This window comes from Gloeobacter kilaueensis JS1 (assembly GCF_000484535.1).
GTDB classification, from domain to species: Bacteria; Cyanobacteriota; Cyanobacteriia; order Gloeobacterales; family Gloeobacteraceae; genus Gloeobacter; species Gloeobacter kilaueensis.
The window spans coordinates 3,915,296-3,931,060 of the sequence record NC_022600.1; the positions used below are offsets into that span (position 1 = coordinate 3,915,296).

Below are 15,765 nucleotides of genomic sequence, written 5' to 3' on the forward strand. Positions count from 1 at the left end.
GGTTTACCAGGGACTGCCGATCATCGTGAATCCGGACCAGTAGTAAGGGTGCGACAGGTTGACTGGGCCGGTGCCGCGCAGATCTGCAGGGAGCGGAATGCTCTGTTTGTCGGTGCGCAACTGGTCGCCTTCGAGCCGCACCTGACCGCGCAGCAGGGCGATCTGGGCGGCGCGCAGGGCGTCGGCCTTGGTGGGCAGAGCTTTGAGATCGCCGTAGAAGGCGGTCATCAGCCCAAAGGTGCCGATATCCGACGAGCGCCAGAGGGTGGCGACCGCCGTCTTTACCCCCGCCCCCACCGCCAGACCGGCAAAACCGAGTTCGGTGTCGGTGTCGCCGAAGGCCGTGCGGCAGGCGCTCAGTACCAGCAGTTCGATATTTTGCTGATTCCAGCCCAGGCTGCGCAGCTGATCGAGGCCCAGGCGCGTGTCGCTCAACTGGATATAGGAGCGATCGGCTGCTCCCCGATTAAAGTCAGCGTGGGTGGCGATGTGAAGGATGCCGAAGCGGGAGGACTGGGCCTTGAGGTTGCCCAGGGTAAAGTCCTGGTTGAGAAAGACCGAGCCGCCCGCCTCCTGGGTGACGGTCCTCAGCTCCACCGGCACCGCCGGCAGGGGCACGTCGTCCTTGAAGCTCGACGCTCCCATCGCCAGCACCCGCGATTCGCGCACCCGCACCGGGTCGTACTCGGTGTTGAGCAGGTTAATGCTCGGGATCAGACTGAAGGCGTACTTTTCGGGCAAAAATTGCTTGCCGTCGTTGAGGGCGGCCAGGGGCAACAACCTGAGACCACTGTCGAGCTGGAAGGCGATCGTGTCGATTTTTTGGGCCTGCAGATCCGGCTCCAAGGGAGCGATGATCCAGTTGTAGAGCTGCCGGGAGGTGGCGAGGTAGCGGTTGGAGGTGGTGTTGCTCGGATCGTCGATTTCGCGGCGCAACTCGTCCGATCGGTTGCGCAGGGCAGTACTGCTCACCCCCAGCGGGATGCTCACGATCGTGCGGTTGTCGGGGGTAATCAAAGTCAGCAGGTTGGTCTGCAGATCGACGATGATAATCGCCGGTTGCTTGCCGGTAGCCGTCGCTACCTTGCGCAAATTCTCCTGCATCTCCGGCAGCGAGAGGGGCCGGGCGTTGAACGGCAGTCCGTAGTAGCGGGCGACATCGTTCGCTGCCGTCGCCGTTCCCGGTAGAGCCGTATTGAGCGAAGCGAGCGGGTTCTGGGGAATCGAGGCGTTGCGGCTTGCGAGGGGCGTCTGGGCAACGTTGCTCACGACGTTCTGGGGATTAATTGGCGAAGCACTGCTGGCGAGAATCTGCTGAACCGGTGAAGGCGGTGGCGTTTCGACCACGGGGGGCGGTGGGGGTGGTTCCACGACCGGAGGTGGCGGTGGTGGCGGTGGGGGGGGTGGTGGAGGTGTAACGGCGGGGCCGTTGATTGCAATGTCACCCTGGCTGAAACTACCGGAGAGGGTGCCACTCTGCACGCTGTTATTCGCATTGCTTGTGATGGAACCGGTGGAGCCGCTGGTAAAGCTACCCGCTGCACCGTTGACGACGAACTGTGGTCCCTGGTAGGCGATCGAGATTGGCGCACCGCCGGTGGCGGAACTGGAATTGAGACTGCCGGTGGCTACCGCTCCGCCCGTACTCGTGAGAGTAATGGCTCCACCGTTGGTGGCGATGTTGCCCGTGCCAATATTTCCGGTGGCAGAGAAATTCGCAGGACCGGTTCCTGTGACGTTGCCGGTCGTGATTGTCGAAGCACCGCTAATCGCTAGACCACCGCCGCTGCTATCGAAAGTGACCGGTCCCTGCAGACTCACCGCCCCACCAGTGCCCACATTGCCGTCACCCGCGAATGAGCCAGGGTTGATAGATGACGAGACAGTAATGCCATTGCTGGCAGTGAGCGAGATGTTGCCGCCGTTACCAGCGACGGCACCCGTCGAGAACGAATCCAGGACATTCGTAACGATCGTGCCGTTGTTGGCTATCAGGGTAATCGCGCCACCATTGCCTGCAGTAGCGTTGCCGCTCACCGAGAGCGATTCCACGACACTGGTGGTGATGTTGCCGCGATTGGAAGTGAAAGTAATTGCCCCACCGTTTCCCACAGCAGCATTCCCGGAGGCAAAGCTATCTACCTCAGCAGCAGCGATATTGCCGTTTGCACTGACAAGAATGCTGCCACCGTTGCCGGCAGCACCGTTGAAACCGCTTGAGTACGATTGGAGGAAGCTTGAGGTGACAGTGCCGTTGTTGGCTGTGAGGGCAATTGCTCCACCGTTACCGGCACTGCCATTACCGCCAATCGAGAAGGACTCGATTGAACCCGTGGCGATGTTGCCGTTGCTGGAGGTGACGGTAACAGCACTACCGTTGGCCGCAGTATTGAAGTCGCTCCAGGAGAAAGATTGCAGATCTCCGGTGATGATATCTCCACGGGCGGTAAGGGTAATTGCCCCGCCGTTGCTCGTATTGCCGTTGGTAAGCGATGAAGGGCTGCCGGAGGCAGAGTTGATCGAAGCGGTCGCAATGTTTCCGTTACCGGCACTGAAGGCGACGCTTCCGCCACGTCCCTGGATGCCGTTGAAGGCAAAGGCAGAGGAATCGATGGCACCGACGACGATATTTCCGTTACCGGAAGTCAGGGTGATGCTGCCACCGTTGCCCGCAGCAGTGTTGCCAAAAGAACTGCTGCTCAGGTTGCCAGGGGAGAGATCGCCGTTGGCGCTGACAACGATATTGCCGCCGTTGCCTGCCTGGCCAATTGTGCTCGACGAAGCGGAGACGAGGCCAGCCGCAGTGATCGTTCCTTGATTGGCCGTCAGGGTGATCGCCCCGCCGTTGCCTGAACTGTTGTCGCCAGAAGTGGAGGCGTCGAGGGTTCCGGCGGCAATCGTTCCTTGATTGGAAGTCAGGCTGATCGCCCCGCCGCTGCCGAACAGGGTGCTGTTGCCCGCAGGTGAAGTGTTCGAGGAACTGGTCAGAATGTCGCCGGTGCGGATATCGCCGCTGGCAGTCAGGGTGATCGCTCCGCCGCTGCCACTCGGAAGGTTGCCGAAGGACGAAGCGTTCAGTGTGCCGGTGGTGATCGTGCCGCTACTGGCGGTGAGTCGGATCGGACCCACGTCGCCCTGATCGCTCGATGTGGTGATGTTGCCGGTGAGGACGCTGCCCCCAGCCTGGAGGATCACCGCCCGGCTGACGCTCAAGGTGGCAGAGTCGGGATCGTTCGCGGGCAGGTTGCCGGTGGTGTCGGGGCCAGTGATCACGATATCCGCCGGGGCCGCCGTGTTGCCGAAGCTGATGTTGCCCCCGGCGACGACTTTGATCGAGGCACCGGTGTAGGCTCCCTGGCTGAAGTCGCCCCGGACGTTGAAGATCGGGTCGTGCAGGCTGTGCAGGGTGGCTGGGGTGCCATCGAACTTCTCAACCGAAAAGTTGCGATCGCTTGCAAAGTGGGCGTCCGCCGAGATCGTACCGTCGCTCACCAGGCGCGTGTTGCCGCCGCTGGTAAAGGGGGTGCCCGGATGGCCCAGGGCCAGGATGTCGATGCCCGCCCTGCCCTGGATGGTCAGCTCGTTCCCGGCCTCGAAGCGCACCGGCGGCGTCCCACTGTCGCGGATCGTGACGGTATTTCCGGCTTCAAGAGTGAGATCGCGGGCGGTGCGCAGTTGGCTTTCGCGCAGCACGAGGTTGCGATCGGCGGACAGGAGCGCTGAATCCGCTTCGAGCTGACGCGCGCTTACATCGCCAGAGCCGACGACGAGCTGCGAACCGGCAAGACGGACCTGGCCATCCGCTCCCACTGTTAAACCAGTGCCGGTGCCGGTAAGCAATTCTGGCAGCGAAAGGATGGGCAGGTTCCAGTTGGTGGGCAGTTCGCCGCCGCTCACGGGCACTTCGATGCTGAGGGGGCTGCCCGCCTGACCGAGGCGGACGTAGTGTTCGCCCGGTACCGCCGCGACTGTCACCTGTCCTCCGCTCAGGTGGCCTGTGCTGAGGACGGTGCCGCCGATGAGCGAGAGCGCCTGACCGGGGCCGACGCTCAGGTTACCGGCGTTGATAATCGCTCCTGGCCTCGTCATGGTAAAAGCGAGGGTACCGGGTGGACCGTTCAAAGCGGCGTAGTTGTTGGGGCCGCTGGCGTTGAACCAGTGGGAGCCGAAGGCAATGCCGTTGGCGCTCGTCGCCGTAAAAGCAGCCGGTACGTTCAAGCTGGCGTGCGGACCAAAGACGATACCGGCGGGATTGAGCAAGAACAGGTTGGCGTTGCTGCCCGTCACCCGCAAGAGGCCATCGATGAACGAGGCACTGCCGCCGGTCACCCGGCCCAGGATGTTCTGGATGCTGGGGTTGGCAAGAAAGTTGGCGATCTGCCCCTGGCTGAGGCCAAAACTACTGAAGCTGTGAAAGAGGTTGGCCCCGTTGCCGGAGGTGGTGCCGCCGGTGATGGTGTAGAGGTTGCCGTTCGGTGCAACCAGGGTGCCGGTGCCGTCGGCAGCGCTCTGGATGTGGGTCGGCGGTTGGGCTTTGAGGGCACTCTGGAGGCTCAGGCTGAGGGCCAGGGCGGCGAGGGTGGATACGAGGCGCAGGCGCAGCTTAGCGTTCGGGTAGTTGGGCATTGTCGGGAGTGTGGGTGGGAGCAGGGGAAACGGTGGCGCAGGTGCCCTGGGTTTGGGCCGGATCCTGGCGGCAGGTGAGCGGCTGTTTTGCAACGTCGCCCAGCTGGACTTGATCGAGCAGCGCCGCCCAGTCGTCGTCGAGGGAGGCGTCGGAGACCTTGCGGCGCAGGGCAGAAAGATACTTTAGAGCGTCGAACCACAGTCCGGCTCTGGCGTAGAGGGCCGGGTAATCGACCAGATTCGCCTTTTCAAGTTCGGCGGCCAGTTGGGGCGAAGCTTCGACCCGGCGAATCCAGCCTTTGACGTACTCGTTGCCGTCCGGGTCGTCCGGGTCACAGAGGATGCTGAGGGTCCAGCGCAGGTTCTCTCCGGTCGGAATCGCCACCGGCAGGGTGAGGCTTGCGATGCCGGGGGGGCCGCTGTCGAACTCGCTCTGGTAGAGGGGTGGGTCGATGTCGAGGCCCTGGCTATCGACCGCCGTGAGCCGGAAGCGCGTGCGCAACGCTCGGCTCTGCCACTCCGGCTTCAGTGCGGGCATCCGCCAGAAAAAGGTGGGCTGGTCGGAGACGGTCTGGCCAAGGTTGGTATCCGGCAGCAGGGCGACGAGCTTCTGACCGGCAGCGGCACAGGAACCGCGCTTGGCCGCTCCGAGGCGGTTGCCTGCCAGTTGCTGCACCGGTAGGCTACCCAGGATCGAGCGGCGGTGGCGCGCCAGCACATCCCTCGCCAGACTGCTCAAGTAGGCGCGGGGATCGGCGCTCTGGGGTTGGGTGACTGTCGGCGGTTTGACAGTGGGTGGTTTCTGAGCAGGCTTTTTGCTGCCGGTTTTGCGGCTGGCCACCCTCGGCGCGGGTGGCTTCGTAGCGGTGATCTCCGGCCTGTGCGGTGCGAGGCGGAGGATCTGGCCGACCCGGATCAGATCGGGATCGGCTACCTGATCGCGGTTGAGGGCGATGAGATTGCCCAGCGGCAGGCCAAAGCGGCGGGAGATACCCCAGAGCGTGTCGCCCAGCACGACGGTATAAGTGGCGGATACCTGGGCGAGATGAAAGGACGGCGAGGCGGCAGCGATTCCCGGTACGGCCAGAACGAGAGCGAGGCCCAGACTCGCTGTGAGCGCAGACAGTCTCATCGCTGGGCCTCCCCGGCTGAACCGAGCCCCGGAAAGGCGGCAAGCAGCGCCCGCTGCAGCTGCTCGACCGTAGCAAAGCGCTCGGCGGGTTGCTTGGCCAGACAGCGCAGCACGATCGCCTCGAGGGCGGCGGGAACGCCCTGGCATTCGGGGCGGGTGCGCAGTGGGGCCGGTTCCTTGCGCAGGTGGCCCTCGTACCAGAGCAGCAGTTCTGTACCGGTTTCCGCTTCACCGGCGATGCCGAAGGGGTTGTCGCCGCTCAGCATCTCGTAGCCGATCATCCCGAGGCTGTAGATGTCGGAGCGCTGATCGAGGTCGGCGGCGTTGCGCCACTGCTCCGGGGAGGCGTAGCGGGAGGAACCCAAAAAACCACCCCGCGTCAGGCTGCTGTCGGGCGCGTCCTCCGCTTCGGCAAGCAACAGTTTGGCGATGCCAAAATCGAGAATCTTGACCATGTCGTTCGCCCCCAGCAAGAAAATGTTTTCGGGCTTGAGGTCGCGGTGGACGACGCGCACCACCTCCTGAACACCGCCGTCGGTGCTGAGGCGCACACCTTCGTGGGCGGGCTTGAGACCCTCGCAGATCTGCAAAAGAATCCGGACCGTCCGCTCGACCGGCAGCCGCTTCTCGCGTTTGAGCACCTGGGCGAGGCTGATTCCCCTGAGGTATTCCATTACATAGAAAGGGGCACCTTCGACCGTAATGCCAAAGTCGCTGACCTGGACGATGTGCGTACTTTCGAGGGCGGCTGAGATGCGTACCTCCCGCAAAAAGCGCTGTTTCAAGCCATAGGCGTCGGTGCTCGCCAGATAAGATTTGAGAATCTTCAGCGCCACTTCGCGGCCAATGCGGTTGTCGGTGGCAAGGAACACTTCGCCCATGCCGCCGCCCCCCAGGTGCTGCCGCAGCGTGTAGCGCCCCTGGATGCCGACGCTGCGCCCGATCCAGTCGGCGGGCCGCCGCGCCGGTTCGACAGCCGCCCGATCGATGTTGGCCACCACCGTCTTCTGCCGCTCGGCAGCATCTGGAAAAGGCGGGATTGCTAATAAGCGGCGGGCCGCTGCTGCGAGTGCTGCCACCAGCCCAGCGCTCATAACTACCGCCAGAGCTGCCGGTACGAGCGGTACCCAGCCGCGCAGACCAAACAAGATAACTGCTGTGCCACTCAGGAGGGTCAGGACAGCTACGACCGCAATCCCCGCCCAGGGTAGCGATGGCCATCGCCAGACGAGAATGGCGGTTCCCAGGCTCCAGATGACGATCCAGAGCCATTCGAGCGGCGCGTTCCAGTACCAGATCTGCGGACGCGCATCGAGAACGGCGCTCAAAAGTTCGCTGACCACCTGGGCGTGGAGGGTAAAGCCTGGTACCGCCTCCTCGGTGTAGGGCACCGCAAAGTAGTCGCCGAAGCTCTTGCCCTGGTAGCCCACCAGGACGACCCGCCCGCGCAGCAGTTTTGGATCGATGCTGCCATTCAGCACCTGGGAGGCGGTGACGCTGGTTGCAACCTTCGGTCCCCGGTAGTTGATGAGCAGGTTGTAGCTGCGGGCAAATTCGAGATGGTTCTGGTAACCACCGGCGTTGGGAGCGAGTTTGTCGAGCACCACCAGCGGCTGTTGTGTGTTTGCCCGTAACTTCGAGAGCGCTACCTCTCCGTCCGCCGCCGGGGCGAGGGTGATCTGCCGCGCTTCGAGGTACTTCAAGGCGAGCACCGCCCCAAAAGAGAGCACATTGCCGCTTTTGAGGGTCGTATAGAAAAACCCCCGGCGCACCTTCTGGCCCGATTCATCGATCGGCACGTCCGCAAAGCCGAAGCGCTCGGCAGCCAGTCCAGGTGGAGGTGGAATCTCGAAGCCGTCACTTTTGGCGTTGACCTTGGCGATGCCCACCAGGCGCGAATTGCGCTCAAAAAGTGCCGCCAGTTCACCCGTCGGTTTTGGCCGGTAGATATCGAAACCGATCACCTGGGGCCTGTAGGAGTCGATTTTGGCCAGCAGCCGGGCCAGGGCAGCGTCCGGGATCGCCTCGCCAAAAGCGTTGCGATCGCTCTCGGTAATCTCGACCAGCACCAGGCGCGCATCGGTAGCTTCGGCGGGCCGCCACTGCATCAGCCGGTCGTAGGCCGCCAGCTCCCCCGCTTCGAGCCAGCCAACCGAGCGCACCCCGACGATCGCCGCCGCCACCAGCAGACCACCGAGAAGGGCGGCAGTCAGGCTGCCTGCGAGGCGAGCGGGGTTGGAGGCGGCAAACATCTTCATCGGCTGGCGGCTCATTGAGCGAACGCATGGACCGCAACGGACTCACCCAGAAGTTGCCGGCTCTGGCGCACCGTCCCCCGGCCCTCCTGCAATCTGGTACTGTACCATCTCGGGCAATCAGGGGCGCGCAATGGGGCGACAGCAAGCATAAAACGTTGCACCAGCGGTGGACACACTAGGGATTACTAGCATTGTCCGTCTCCAAATATGCCGGGTCCGACTTTTAACGGTTTTTGACGATCGCCCCTTCTAGCGGGAGGCCACCTGGCTCGCCTCGGTCTCAAGCTGGCCGTCGCGCAACCGGATGAGCCGGTGGGCGCGATCGCCCACTTCCTGGTCGTGGGTGATCACAACCAGGGTCAGACCTTCGGCGTTCAACTCTTCAAAAAGGCGCAGCACCTCGTCGCCGGTGCGGGTGTCGAGGGCACCGGTGGGTTCGTCCGCCAGCAGGATGCTCGGGCGGTTCATCAGGGCGCGGGCAATCGCCACCCGCTGCTGCTGGCCGCCGGAGAGCTGGCCGGGGCGCTGGTAGATCCGATCGGCTAAGCCGACGCGCTCCAAAAGGGCGCTGGCACGGGCTTTGCGCTCTTTTGCGCTTATCCCGGCGTAGATGGCGGGCAGGGCGACGTTTTCGAGGGCGTCGGAGCGGGCCATCAGATTAAATTGCTGAAAGACAAAGCCGATCTCGCGGTTGCGCACCTGGGCCAGAGCCCTGCGATCGAGGGTGGCGATGTTGCGGCCATTGAGGTAGTACTGCCCGGAGGTGGGCCGATCGAGGCAGCCGATGATGTTCATCAGGGTGGATTTGCCCGAACCGGAGGGGCCCATGATCGCCACGTACTCACCCTGGTCGATGCTGAGGTCGATGCCTTTGAGAATATCGACTTCGTTCGCTCCCAGCTTGTAGGACTTGCGGATGTTCTCGAGGCGAATCAGCATGGCTTGGCTTACTCCGTGCGAAGAGCGACGATCGGGTCAAGGCGGGCGGCCTGGCGGGCCGGGAAGACACCAAAAAATAGCCCAACGCCGGTGGCGACGGCGACGGCGATGGCGACGGCCACCGGCGTGACCTCGGGCTTGAGGGGTGTGGCGACACCGACGAGGGCAGCGGCGGCCCAACCAAAGGCGATCCCGACCGCTCCCCCGACGATCGAAATCAAAATCGCCTCGATCACAAACTGGATGAGGATCACCTCTTCACTTGCCCCGACCGCCTTGCGCAGGCCGATTTCGCGGGTGCGCTCCTTTACCGAGACGAGCATGATGTTCATGATGTTGATGCCCCCCACCAGCAGCGAGATCGCGGCGATAAAGCCGAGCATCACCGTCAGGGCAGCGGCGATCGTGTTGAAGACGTTGAGAATCTCCTGGGCATTGGCGACAAAAAAATCGTCCTCGGCGGTGATCTGGTGGCGGGCGCGCAGCAGGTTGATCACCTGAAAGGTTACCGCCTCGATCGTCTCTCCCGGCTTGGTCTGCAGAAAAATCAGCCCGATACTCTTGCCGAAGGGCGTGTCGTTGGTGATGAGCGATTCCTGCACGACCGTGAGCGGGATCATCGTGCCGCGCTCGACGTACTGGAGATAGCCCTTAAAGGCGGTCTGCCTGCCAGTCACCCCGATCACGGTCATCGGCTGGTGGTTGACCAGGATCTGCTTGCCCACCGGATCTTCGTAGCCGAACAGCTCCTGGGCCAGGTCAGTGCCGACAACGGTGACGTGGGCGCGCTCGCGCACCTCGCGGTCGGTAAAAAAGCGGCCCTTCTCCATCTGCCAGTTGAGAATAGAGGCCAGCTCCGGCTGGAGGCCGTAGATGCGGCAGTCAGCGTCCTTGTTGCCCCAGATGGCCCGCCCGGTCTGGGCGAGCATTCCCGAGACCCGGTCCACCGAGCCAATCTGCGTGCGCATCGCCTCCATGTCGGCCATCGTCAGGGGCCGGGCACTCTTACTAAAGCGGTCCTCCCCGACGATGACGACGTTGGTGCCAAAGCCCCGGAACTGGTCCTTGACAAATTTTTGGGCACCGACGCCGATGGCGACGATCAAGATCACCGAGCTGACGCCGATAATCAGCCCCAACATCGTGAGCACCGAGCGCAACCGGTTTGCCCAGAGCGCCACCGCCGCCACCCGCAAGTTCTCGTACCAGGGCATAGTTCTACTCCGTGCGCAGAGCGACGATCGGATCGAGGCGGGCGGCCCGCCGGGCCGGAAAGACGCCAAAAAACAACCCCGTTCCTGCCGAGACGACCACCGCCAGCAGAATCGACCAGGTAGTGACCTCGGGCTTGAGGGGCGAGATATTGGCGATGCCCAGTGCCGCCGCGATTCCCCAGGCCATGCCGATCACGCCCCCCACCAGCGACAGCAGCACCGCCTCGATCACAAACTGGGTGAGGATCACCTCTTCGGTCGCCCCGAGGGCCTTGCGCAGGCCGATTTCGCGGGTCCGCTCGGTCACCGAGACGAGCATGATGTTCATGATTCCGATGCCGCTCACCACCAGCGAGATCGCGGCGGTGAGGCCAAGCACCACCGTCACCCCGAGGGCGACGCCGTTGAAGAGATTCACCACATCCTGGGCGTTGGCAATCAGAAAGTCCTCGCGGTCGGTGACGTTGTGCCGCAGGCGCAGAAGGTTGCGCACCTCGAAGGTCATCTCGGCGGAGCTGACGCCCGGCTTCGATTCGACGATAAAGCCGTCCACTTTTTTACCGAAGGGCGAATCGCTCGCCACCAGGCTTTCGAGGGCCACCGAAAGGGGCACCAGCATTCCTCGATCGAGGTCGATCCAGCTGCCGAAGAAACTGCGCTTGGTGACACCGACCACGGTCATCTGGTTGTCGTTGATCATCACCGTCTTACCAACCGGATTTTCGTAACCGAAGAGCTTGCGGCTCAGCAATTCGCCCAGGATGACGACGCGCTTGCGATTGTCGATCTCTGCCGGTGTAAAGAAGCGGCCCTGAGAAAAGTTGATCCGGATGATCTGGGAGATGTTGAACGGCACTCCCTGGAGCTGGCCCTGGGACTTGTGATCGCCCCAGTTGATCTTGCCCTGACCGACAGCGATCGGAGCGACGCGGCGGACGGAAGATGCCTGGGTGCGGACGGCTTCGATGTCGGCCAGGGTGAGCGGCTGGCGGCCCCTGGTGCGCGGTCCGGCGTTGAAGATGCCGATCACGTTGGTGCCCAGCCCGGCAAACTGGTCGCTTACGAAGCGTTGCGCCCCAACACCCAGAGCGACCACCAGGATCACCGCCCCGATGCCGATCACCAGGCCAATCATCGTGAGCACCGAGCGCAACCGGTTCGCCCAGAGCGCCCCTGCCGCCAGCTTCAGATTCTCCAGCCAGTTCACCGTCGTTCCTTAATTGGTCAGATCGTTACTCTTGCCCAGCAGCTCTTCGATGTTGACATCGGGCGGCAGCTTGGCAAAGAGCTTTTCGCCCGGTTTGAGGCCACTCAGGATCTGGGTTTTATCGCCCAGGCTCTGGCCGACCGTCACCTGCCGGTAGGTCGGTCCTTTTTTAAGATCCGGCACGAGCACGCCGGTCTTGCCGTCGCGGGTGATGAGCGCCGTCGTCGGCACGACCAGCACGTCGCTCAGGTGCCCGGCAATAAAGTTGACCGTGACATTCAGGCGCGATTTGAGGGTGCGGGCGGCCTCGTCGTCGAGGCGAATGCGCACCTGGAACTGGGTAATGTCCTTGTCGGTCACTGCCTCCGGGGCCACCAGCCGGACGGTGCCTTTGAAAACTTTACCGGGATAGGCGGAGGTGGTGATCTGCACCGGCTGACCGACGTGGATGCGGGCGATGTCCGATTCGGCGACGGTGGCCAGCACCTCCAGCCGGTCGATCATCAGCAAGATCGTGCTCGAGTTGGCCGAGTCGCCCTGGGTGTTGGAGGTGGGCGAGACGAAGGCTCCCGCCTGGGCGTAGCGCTGGGAGACGATGCCGGTAAAGGGGGCGCGAATATTGAGATCTGCCAGGCGCGTCTTGGCATTGGCGTACTGGGCCTGCGCTTCGTCGAGGGTGGCCTTGGCCGCCTGAATTTCTTCGTAGCGGGTTCCGACTTTGTAGAGGTTGAGCTTGGCTTCGGCACCCTTGAGCGATTCGCGGGCCCGATCGAGATCGAGGCGGCGGGAGTTGAGGTCTACGTCGGTAATCGCCCCAACTTTGTGGATTTGCTCGAAGCGCTTGTAGTTATTCTGGGCGATCTCAAAGTTGACGCGGGCGGAGCGCATGTCAGCTTCTGCCTGGGTAATCTCCTGGGTGCGAAAACCGTTGCGCGCCTGCAGGTACTTGGCCCGCGCCAGATCGGCGGCGGCCTTCCACTGGGCGACCTCGCTCACCAGGCGGCTATCGTCCATGCGCGCCAGGATCTGCCCCTCGCGCACCGCATCGCCTTGATCGACGTACAGCCGGGCGAGAATGCCCGCCTCCTTGGGACCGACGTTGACCTTGCGGTTGGGAGCGACCTGACCGGCGGTGGTGATCCGAACGTCGGTGTCGATGCGCTCTGCCGTCGTCAAAAACTTTGCGTACTTCGCACCAGCCTCGGTGCGCGGAAAGGCGAAGGTAAAAACCAGTGCCCCGACGCCAATAATTCCGAGCGCCGCCAGCAGCCAGCGCCAGGGAATCCGAAACTTTGACTCGACACTCACCTGGGACACAGCCATCCTGGTCTGCTCCTCTGTATAGCCACGCTGGATACAAACTAGCAGTGCCTGGGCTATTGCCGCCACCGGCACATTCACCTACCGGCCAGAGTGAGCAAAAAATGAGCAGTTTTTGGTCTGTAGCCTTCCCCAAAGTGTGTGTTAACCCTGGAAGATATCGGCAACTCCCTCCTGTCCTGTCCTCGTTCGCCCTTGCAGGATGTCTTTCCGGCGAACCCAAAACCCGCACCTTCCGTCGTCTGCACCAACTGCGGCATCCTGCTCATCATTTGCTCCCTGAACAGCTGGACACCGGCCACCGGCTGGGCTTTGAATAAGCCCATGACGCAACGAATCGCTTTTTTGTCTATAGGCTGCCTGCTGGCCGGCTGTGCCCTGCAGACCGACGTGCGCCTGCGCAGGATGCCCGACAGCGGTATGGAGCCCACGATCCACAACCAGCAGGTCGTGCGCGAGAACTTCGACTGGCAGCGCACCAGACCGCTTGCCCGCTTCGATCTGGTCGTCGTCAAAGAGCCTGGCCCAAAAGCACAGACGACGATCCGCCGGATCATCGCCCTACCCGGTGAGACGGTGCAGGTGAACGGCTATCTTGCCCGCGTCAATGGCCAGCCCCTCGCCGAACCGTTTGTCCAGAGACCGCCCACCCGCTGTAAACAGGCTCCCTGCGCGCCTGAGCGCTTTGGTCCGCTGCGCGTCCCGGCGGGGGAGTACTTTTTGCTGGCGGACAACCGCAGCACCGGCACCGACAGCCGCCTCTGGAAGACGCCGACGGTGAGCGCTCAGCATATTCTCGCTCTGGTGCAGCGCTAGGGCTTGACGAACTTGAGCGTCATCCGGTCGCTCTCGCCGATCGCCAGGTACTTGTCGCGGTTCTTCTCACCCAGGGTCAAAGTCGGAGGCAGCGACCAGACGCCCCCCGGATAATCTTTGGTGTCCTTGGGATTGGCGTTGATCTCGGATTTGGCCACGAACTTGAAACCGGCTGCCTCGACTTTTTTGATCACGTAGTCCTCGGGCATATAGCCGGATCTCACGCTCGCCGCCTCCGGAACGCCGGCTCTGGCCCGGTGTTCCTCGACCCCGAAGATGCCGCCGCTTTTGAGCACTTTGAAGGCAGCGGCAAAAACTTTGTCGTCGTAGTTCTCCGCCGCCCAGTTGTGGATGTTGCGGAAGGTGAGCACCATGTCCGCCGAGCTGTCCGCTCCGAGGGTAAGGTTGGTGGGAGGAGCGATAACCACCGTCTGGACCCTGCCGAAGGTCTTCGGATCGGAGGCGAGCTTTGTGTTCAAACTGCGGGCCATCGCCGTCAACTCCGAATCTTTCGGACCATTTGGATCGAAGCTCGTCACGATAAGCTTGCCCCGCTCGGCGAGCACCGGAGCCAGAAGCGCAGTGTACCAGCCCCCGCCCGGCCACAGTTCGATGACGGTCATCTCGGGGCGCAGACCCAAAAACGTCAGCGTCTCCAGCGGATGGCGGTAGCGATCGCGATCGCGGGCCTTCTCAGAACGGTTTGGACTGGCTATCGCTGCGCGCAGCAGTTGCTCGGTACTGGCGGAAGCCACCTGCTCGGCCCGGGCGGACGGGGCAATCTGGACCGCACCGGCCAGCAGGACAACAGCCAGGGCACAACCGGCCAATGGACGACACTTCGACGAACCCATAGATTTCCTCCCAAAAGGCGATCGTCTTCTCCCGCCAGCGATTATAACGGCCCGTTTCCCGGACCAGCCTTCAGGCAACCTTTTTGTATTATGCATGTAGCACAACACCGGTAGCTGAGTTAGAATGGCTCCACGCCCGGCGCTCCTCTCTCTGGAGCGCGGCCTGTGTGTACCACTGTCGAATGGTGTGCTGAGCGCTATGGGATGGAATCGCGGTTCAAACGATGGAGATCCGCTAGCCAGGGGCTTACTTGGCGCAGGCTGGCGGCCAATGAGCCGGGATCTCGACTGGGATTATCTTGTCCATCTCGTCTTCAACGACGGCACCAAGTTTGGCCAGAAGAGCCTCGATGTCGCGAGCGACCTGGCGGACGCCCTCAGCCGCAGCGATTATCCCTGGTGGGCGAACGCGCTCAATATCTTCTCAGAGTCGATGCAGTACGAACTGGGCGAGTACTGGGACTACATCACGCCCGATCCGGCCCTACCGGACTACCGTCACAAGGATGTGCTGAGCGTCGATCGGCCCGTGGTGCAGGCGGTAGGGCGCGGCAATATTCCCCTCGACTACGTGCTGAACCGGCTGCAGGAGATCGTTATCCAGCGCATCCTGGGTCTGTTGGGCCGCCCCGACACGATCAGCCAGTACTACCTCGACCGCTACTTTTACTACCCGACGGAGAAGTTCGTCAACTGGGAACGGATGCTGGTGCCGGGGACCCTGTTTGCCCACTGGCAGGCGCAGCAGGTCTGGCTCAAGATCTGCCCGTCGCCCCAGCCCGGCAAGCAACAGTACAACCTGCTCGCCATCGATCTGCTGCCGCTTGTGACCAAGAGCGTCTACAACCTGGCGATTATTCTAAGCGGCTACCAGAGTCGCATCGGCCAGTTGCAGTCCCGCTATCCGATCCGCTCGTTTCCAGAATCGGTCCAGGCGTTTACCGACGTTGTGCAGCAGGCGGTGCTCGACGAAGAACAGCTCGCGGTGCTGGTACACGGTGAACCGGGCACCGGCAAGACGGCCTGGGCCCAGGCGGTAGCCAAAGAGATCCTCCAGCCTCTGGGCTTTGTGATCTTCACCCTCGATCACGATGCGGTCGAGAACTTTGTGCCGCCCGCCTACCTCGAACGCATCTGTCTTTTGATCAACGAGGCCGACAACCTGGCCCAGAACCGGGCGAGCGAAGCGGCTCAGACCAACAACAAGACCGAGCACGTCCTCAGCCTCCTCGACGGCACCCTCTACCGCAGCGTCATCGACGAGTCGGGCATCCACGCCCAGCAAAAGCTGGTGGTTCTGCTCACCTGCAACACCACCGAGCGGCTCGACCCGGCCCTGCTGCGCCGGGGGCGCGTCAACCTCGTCGCCGAATTTACCCACCGCTTCGTCTAGCCCTCC

General features: G+C 62.8%; 10 protein-coding genes. 2 read left to right on the plus strand and 8 right to left on the minus strand.

What is annotated here, in order from left to right; translation table 11 throughout:
- Positions 1-3 precede the first annotated feature (3 nt).
- The 7 genes from GKIL_RS18095 to GKIL_RS18125 all read right to left on the minus strand — a co-directional run bounded on the left by GKIL_RS18095 (position 4) and on the right by GKIL_RS18125 (position 12,699).
- Positions 4-4,626 carry a CHAT domain-containing protein gene (locus GKIL_RS18095; RefSeq protein WP_023175266.1) on the minus strand — a complete coding sequence of 1,541 codons (4,623 nt, stop codon included), beginning with the start codon at positions 4,624-4,626 and terminating at the stop codon, positions 4-6.
- Positions 4,604-5,758: a DUF928 domain-containing protein gene (locus GKIL_RS22995; RefSeq protein WP_023175267.1), complete on the minus strand. Its 1,155-nt coding sequence runs from the start codon at positions 5,756-5,758 to the stop codon at positions 4,604-4,606. The genes GKIL_RS18095 and GKIL_RS22995 overlap by 23 nt, the downstream gene beginning before the upstream one ends.
- Complete coding sequence (locus GKIL_RS23000) at positions 5,755-8,016, minus strand: CHASE2 domain-containing serine/threonine-protein kinase (RefSeq protein ID WP_023175268.1); 2,262 nt, start codon at positions 8,014-8,016, stop codon at positions 5,755-5,757. The genes GKIL_RS22995 and GKIL_RS23000 overlap by 4 nt, the downstream gene beginning before the upstream one ends.
- A gap of 249 nt (positions 8,017-8,265) precedes the next feature.
- Positions 8,266-8,955 (minus strand): ABC transporter ATP-binding protein, encoded by a 690-nt coding sequence (locus GKIL_RS18110; RefSeq protein WP_023175269.1) that lies wholly within the window; start codon positions 8,953-8,955, stop codon positions 8,266-8,268.
- A gap of 8 nt (positions 8,956-8,963) precedes the next feature.
- Complete coding sequence (locus GKIL_RS18115; RefSeq protein WP_023175270.1) at positions 8,964-10,169, minus strand: ABC transporter permease; 1,206 nt, start codon at positions 10,167-10,169, stop codon at positions 8,964-8,966.
- A 4-nt stretch (positions 10,170-10,173) separates the two neighbouring features.
- The gene (locus tag GKIL_RS18120; protein WP_023175271.1) at positions 10,174-11,376 is read right to left on the minus strand and encodes an ABC transporter permease; all 1,203 of its coding nucleotides are present in this window, start codon (positions 11,374-11,376) and stop codon (positions 10,174-10,176) included.
- Between the two features lie 9 nt (positions 11,377-11,385).
- Positions 11,386-12,699, minus strand: a complete 1,314-nt coding sequence (locus tag GKIL_RS18125) for an efflux RND transporter periplasmic adaptor subunit (RefSeq protein WP_023175272.1) — start codon at positions 12,697-12,699, stop codon at positions 11,386-11,388.
- A 321-nt stretch (positions 12,700-13,020) separates the two neighbouring features.
- On the opposite strand from GKIL_RS18125, the gene lepB reads away from it, so the two are divergent.
- On the plus strand, positions 13,021-13,512 hold the full coding sequence (gene lepB, locus GKIL_RS23005) for a signal peptidase I (protein ID WP_051382856.1): 492 nt from the start codon (positions 13,021-13,023) through the stop codon (positions 13,510-13,512).
- On the opposite strand, the gene GKIL_RS18140 is transcribed toward lepB, so the two are convergent.
- On the minus strand, positions 13,509-14,366 hold the full coding sequence (locus GKIL_RS18140) for a class I SAM-dependent methyltransferase (protein WP_023175274.1): 858 nt from the start codon (positions 14,364-14,366) through the stop codon (positions 13,509-13,511). The genes lepB and GKIL_RS18140 overlap by 4 nt on opposite strands.
- A gap of 199 nt (positions 14,367-14,565) precedes the next feature.
- Here GKIL_RS18140 and GKIL_RS18145 point away from each other — a divergent pair, with 199 nt between their 5' ends.
- Positions 14,566-15,759 carry an AAA family ATPase gene (locus GKIL_RS18145; RefSeq protein ID WP_041244054.1) on the plus strand — a complete coding sequence of 398 codons (1,194 nt, stop codon included), beginning with the start codon at positions 14,566-14,568 and terminating at the stop codon, positions 15,757-15,759.
- Positions 15,760-15,765 lie beyond the last annotated feature (6 nt).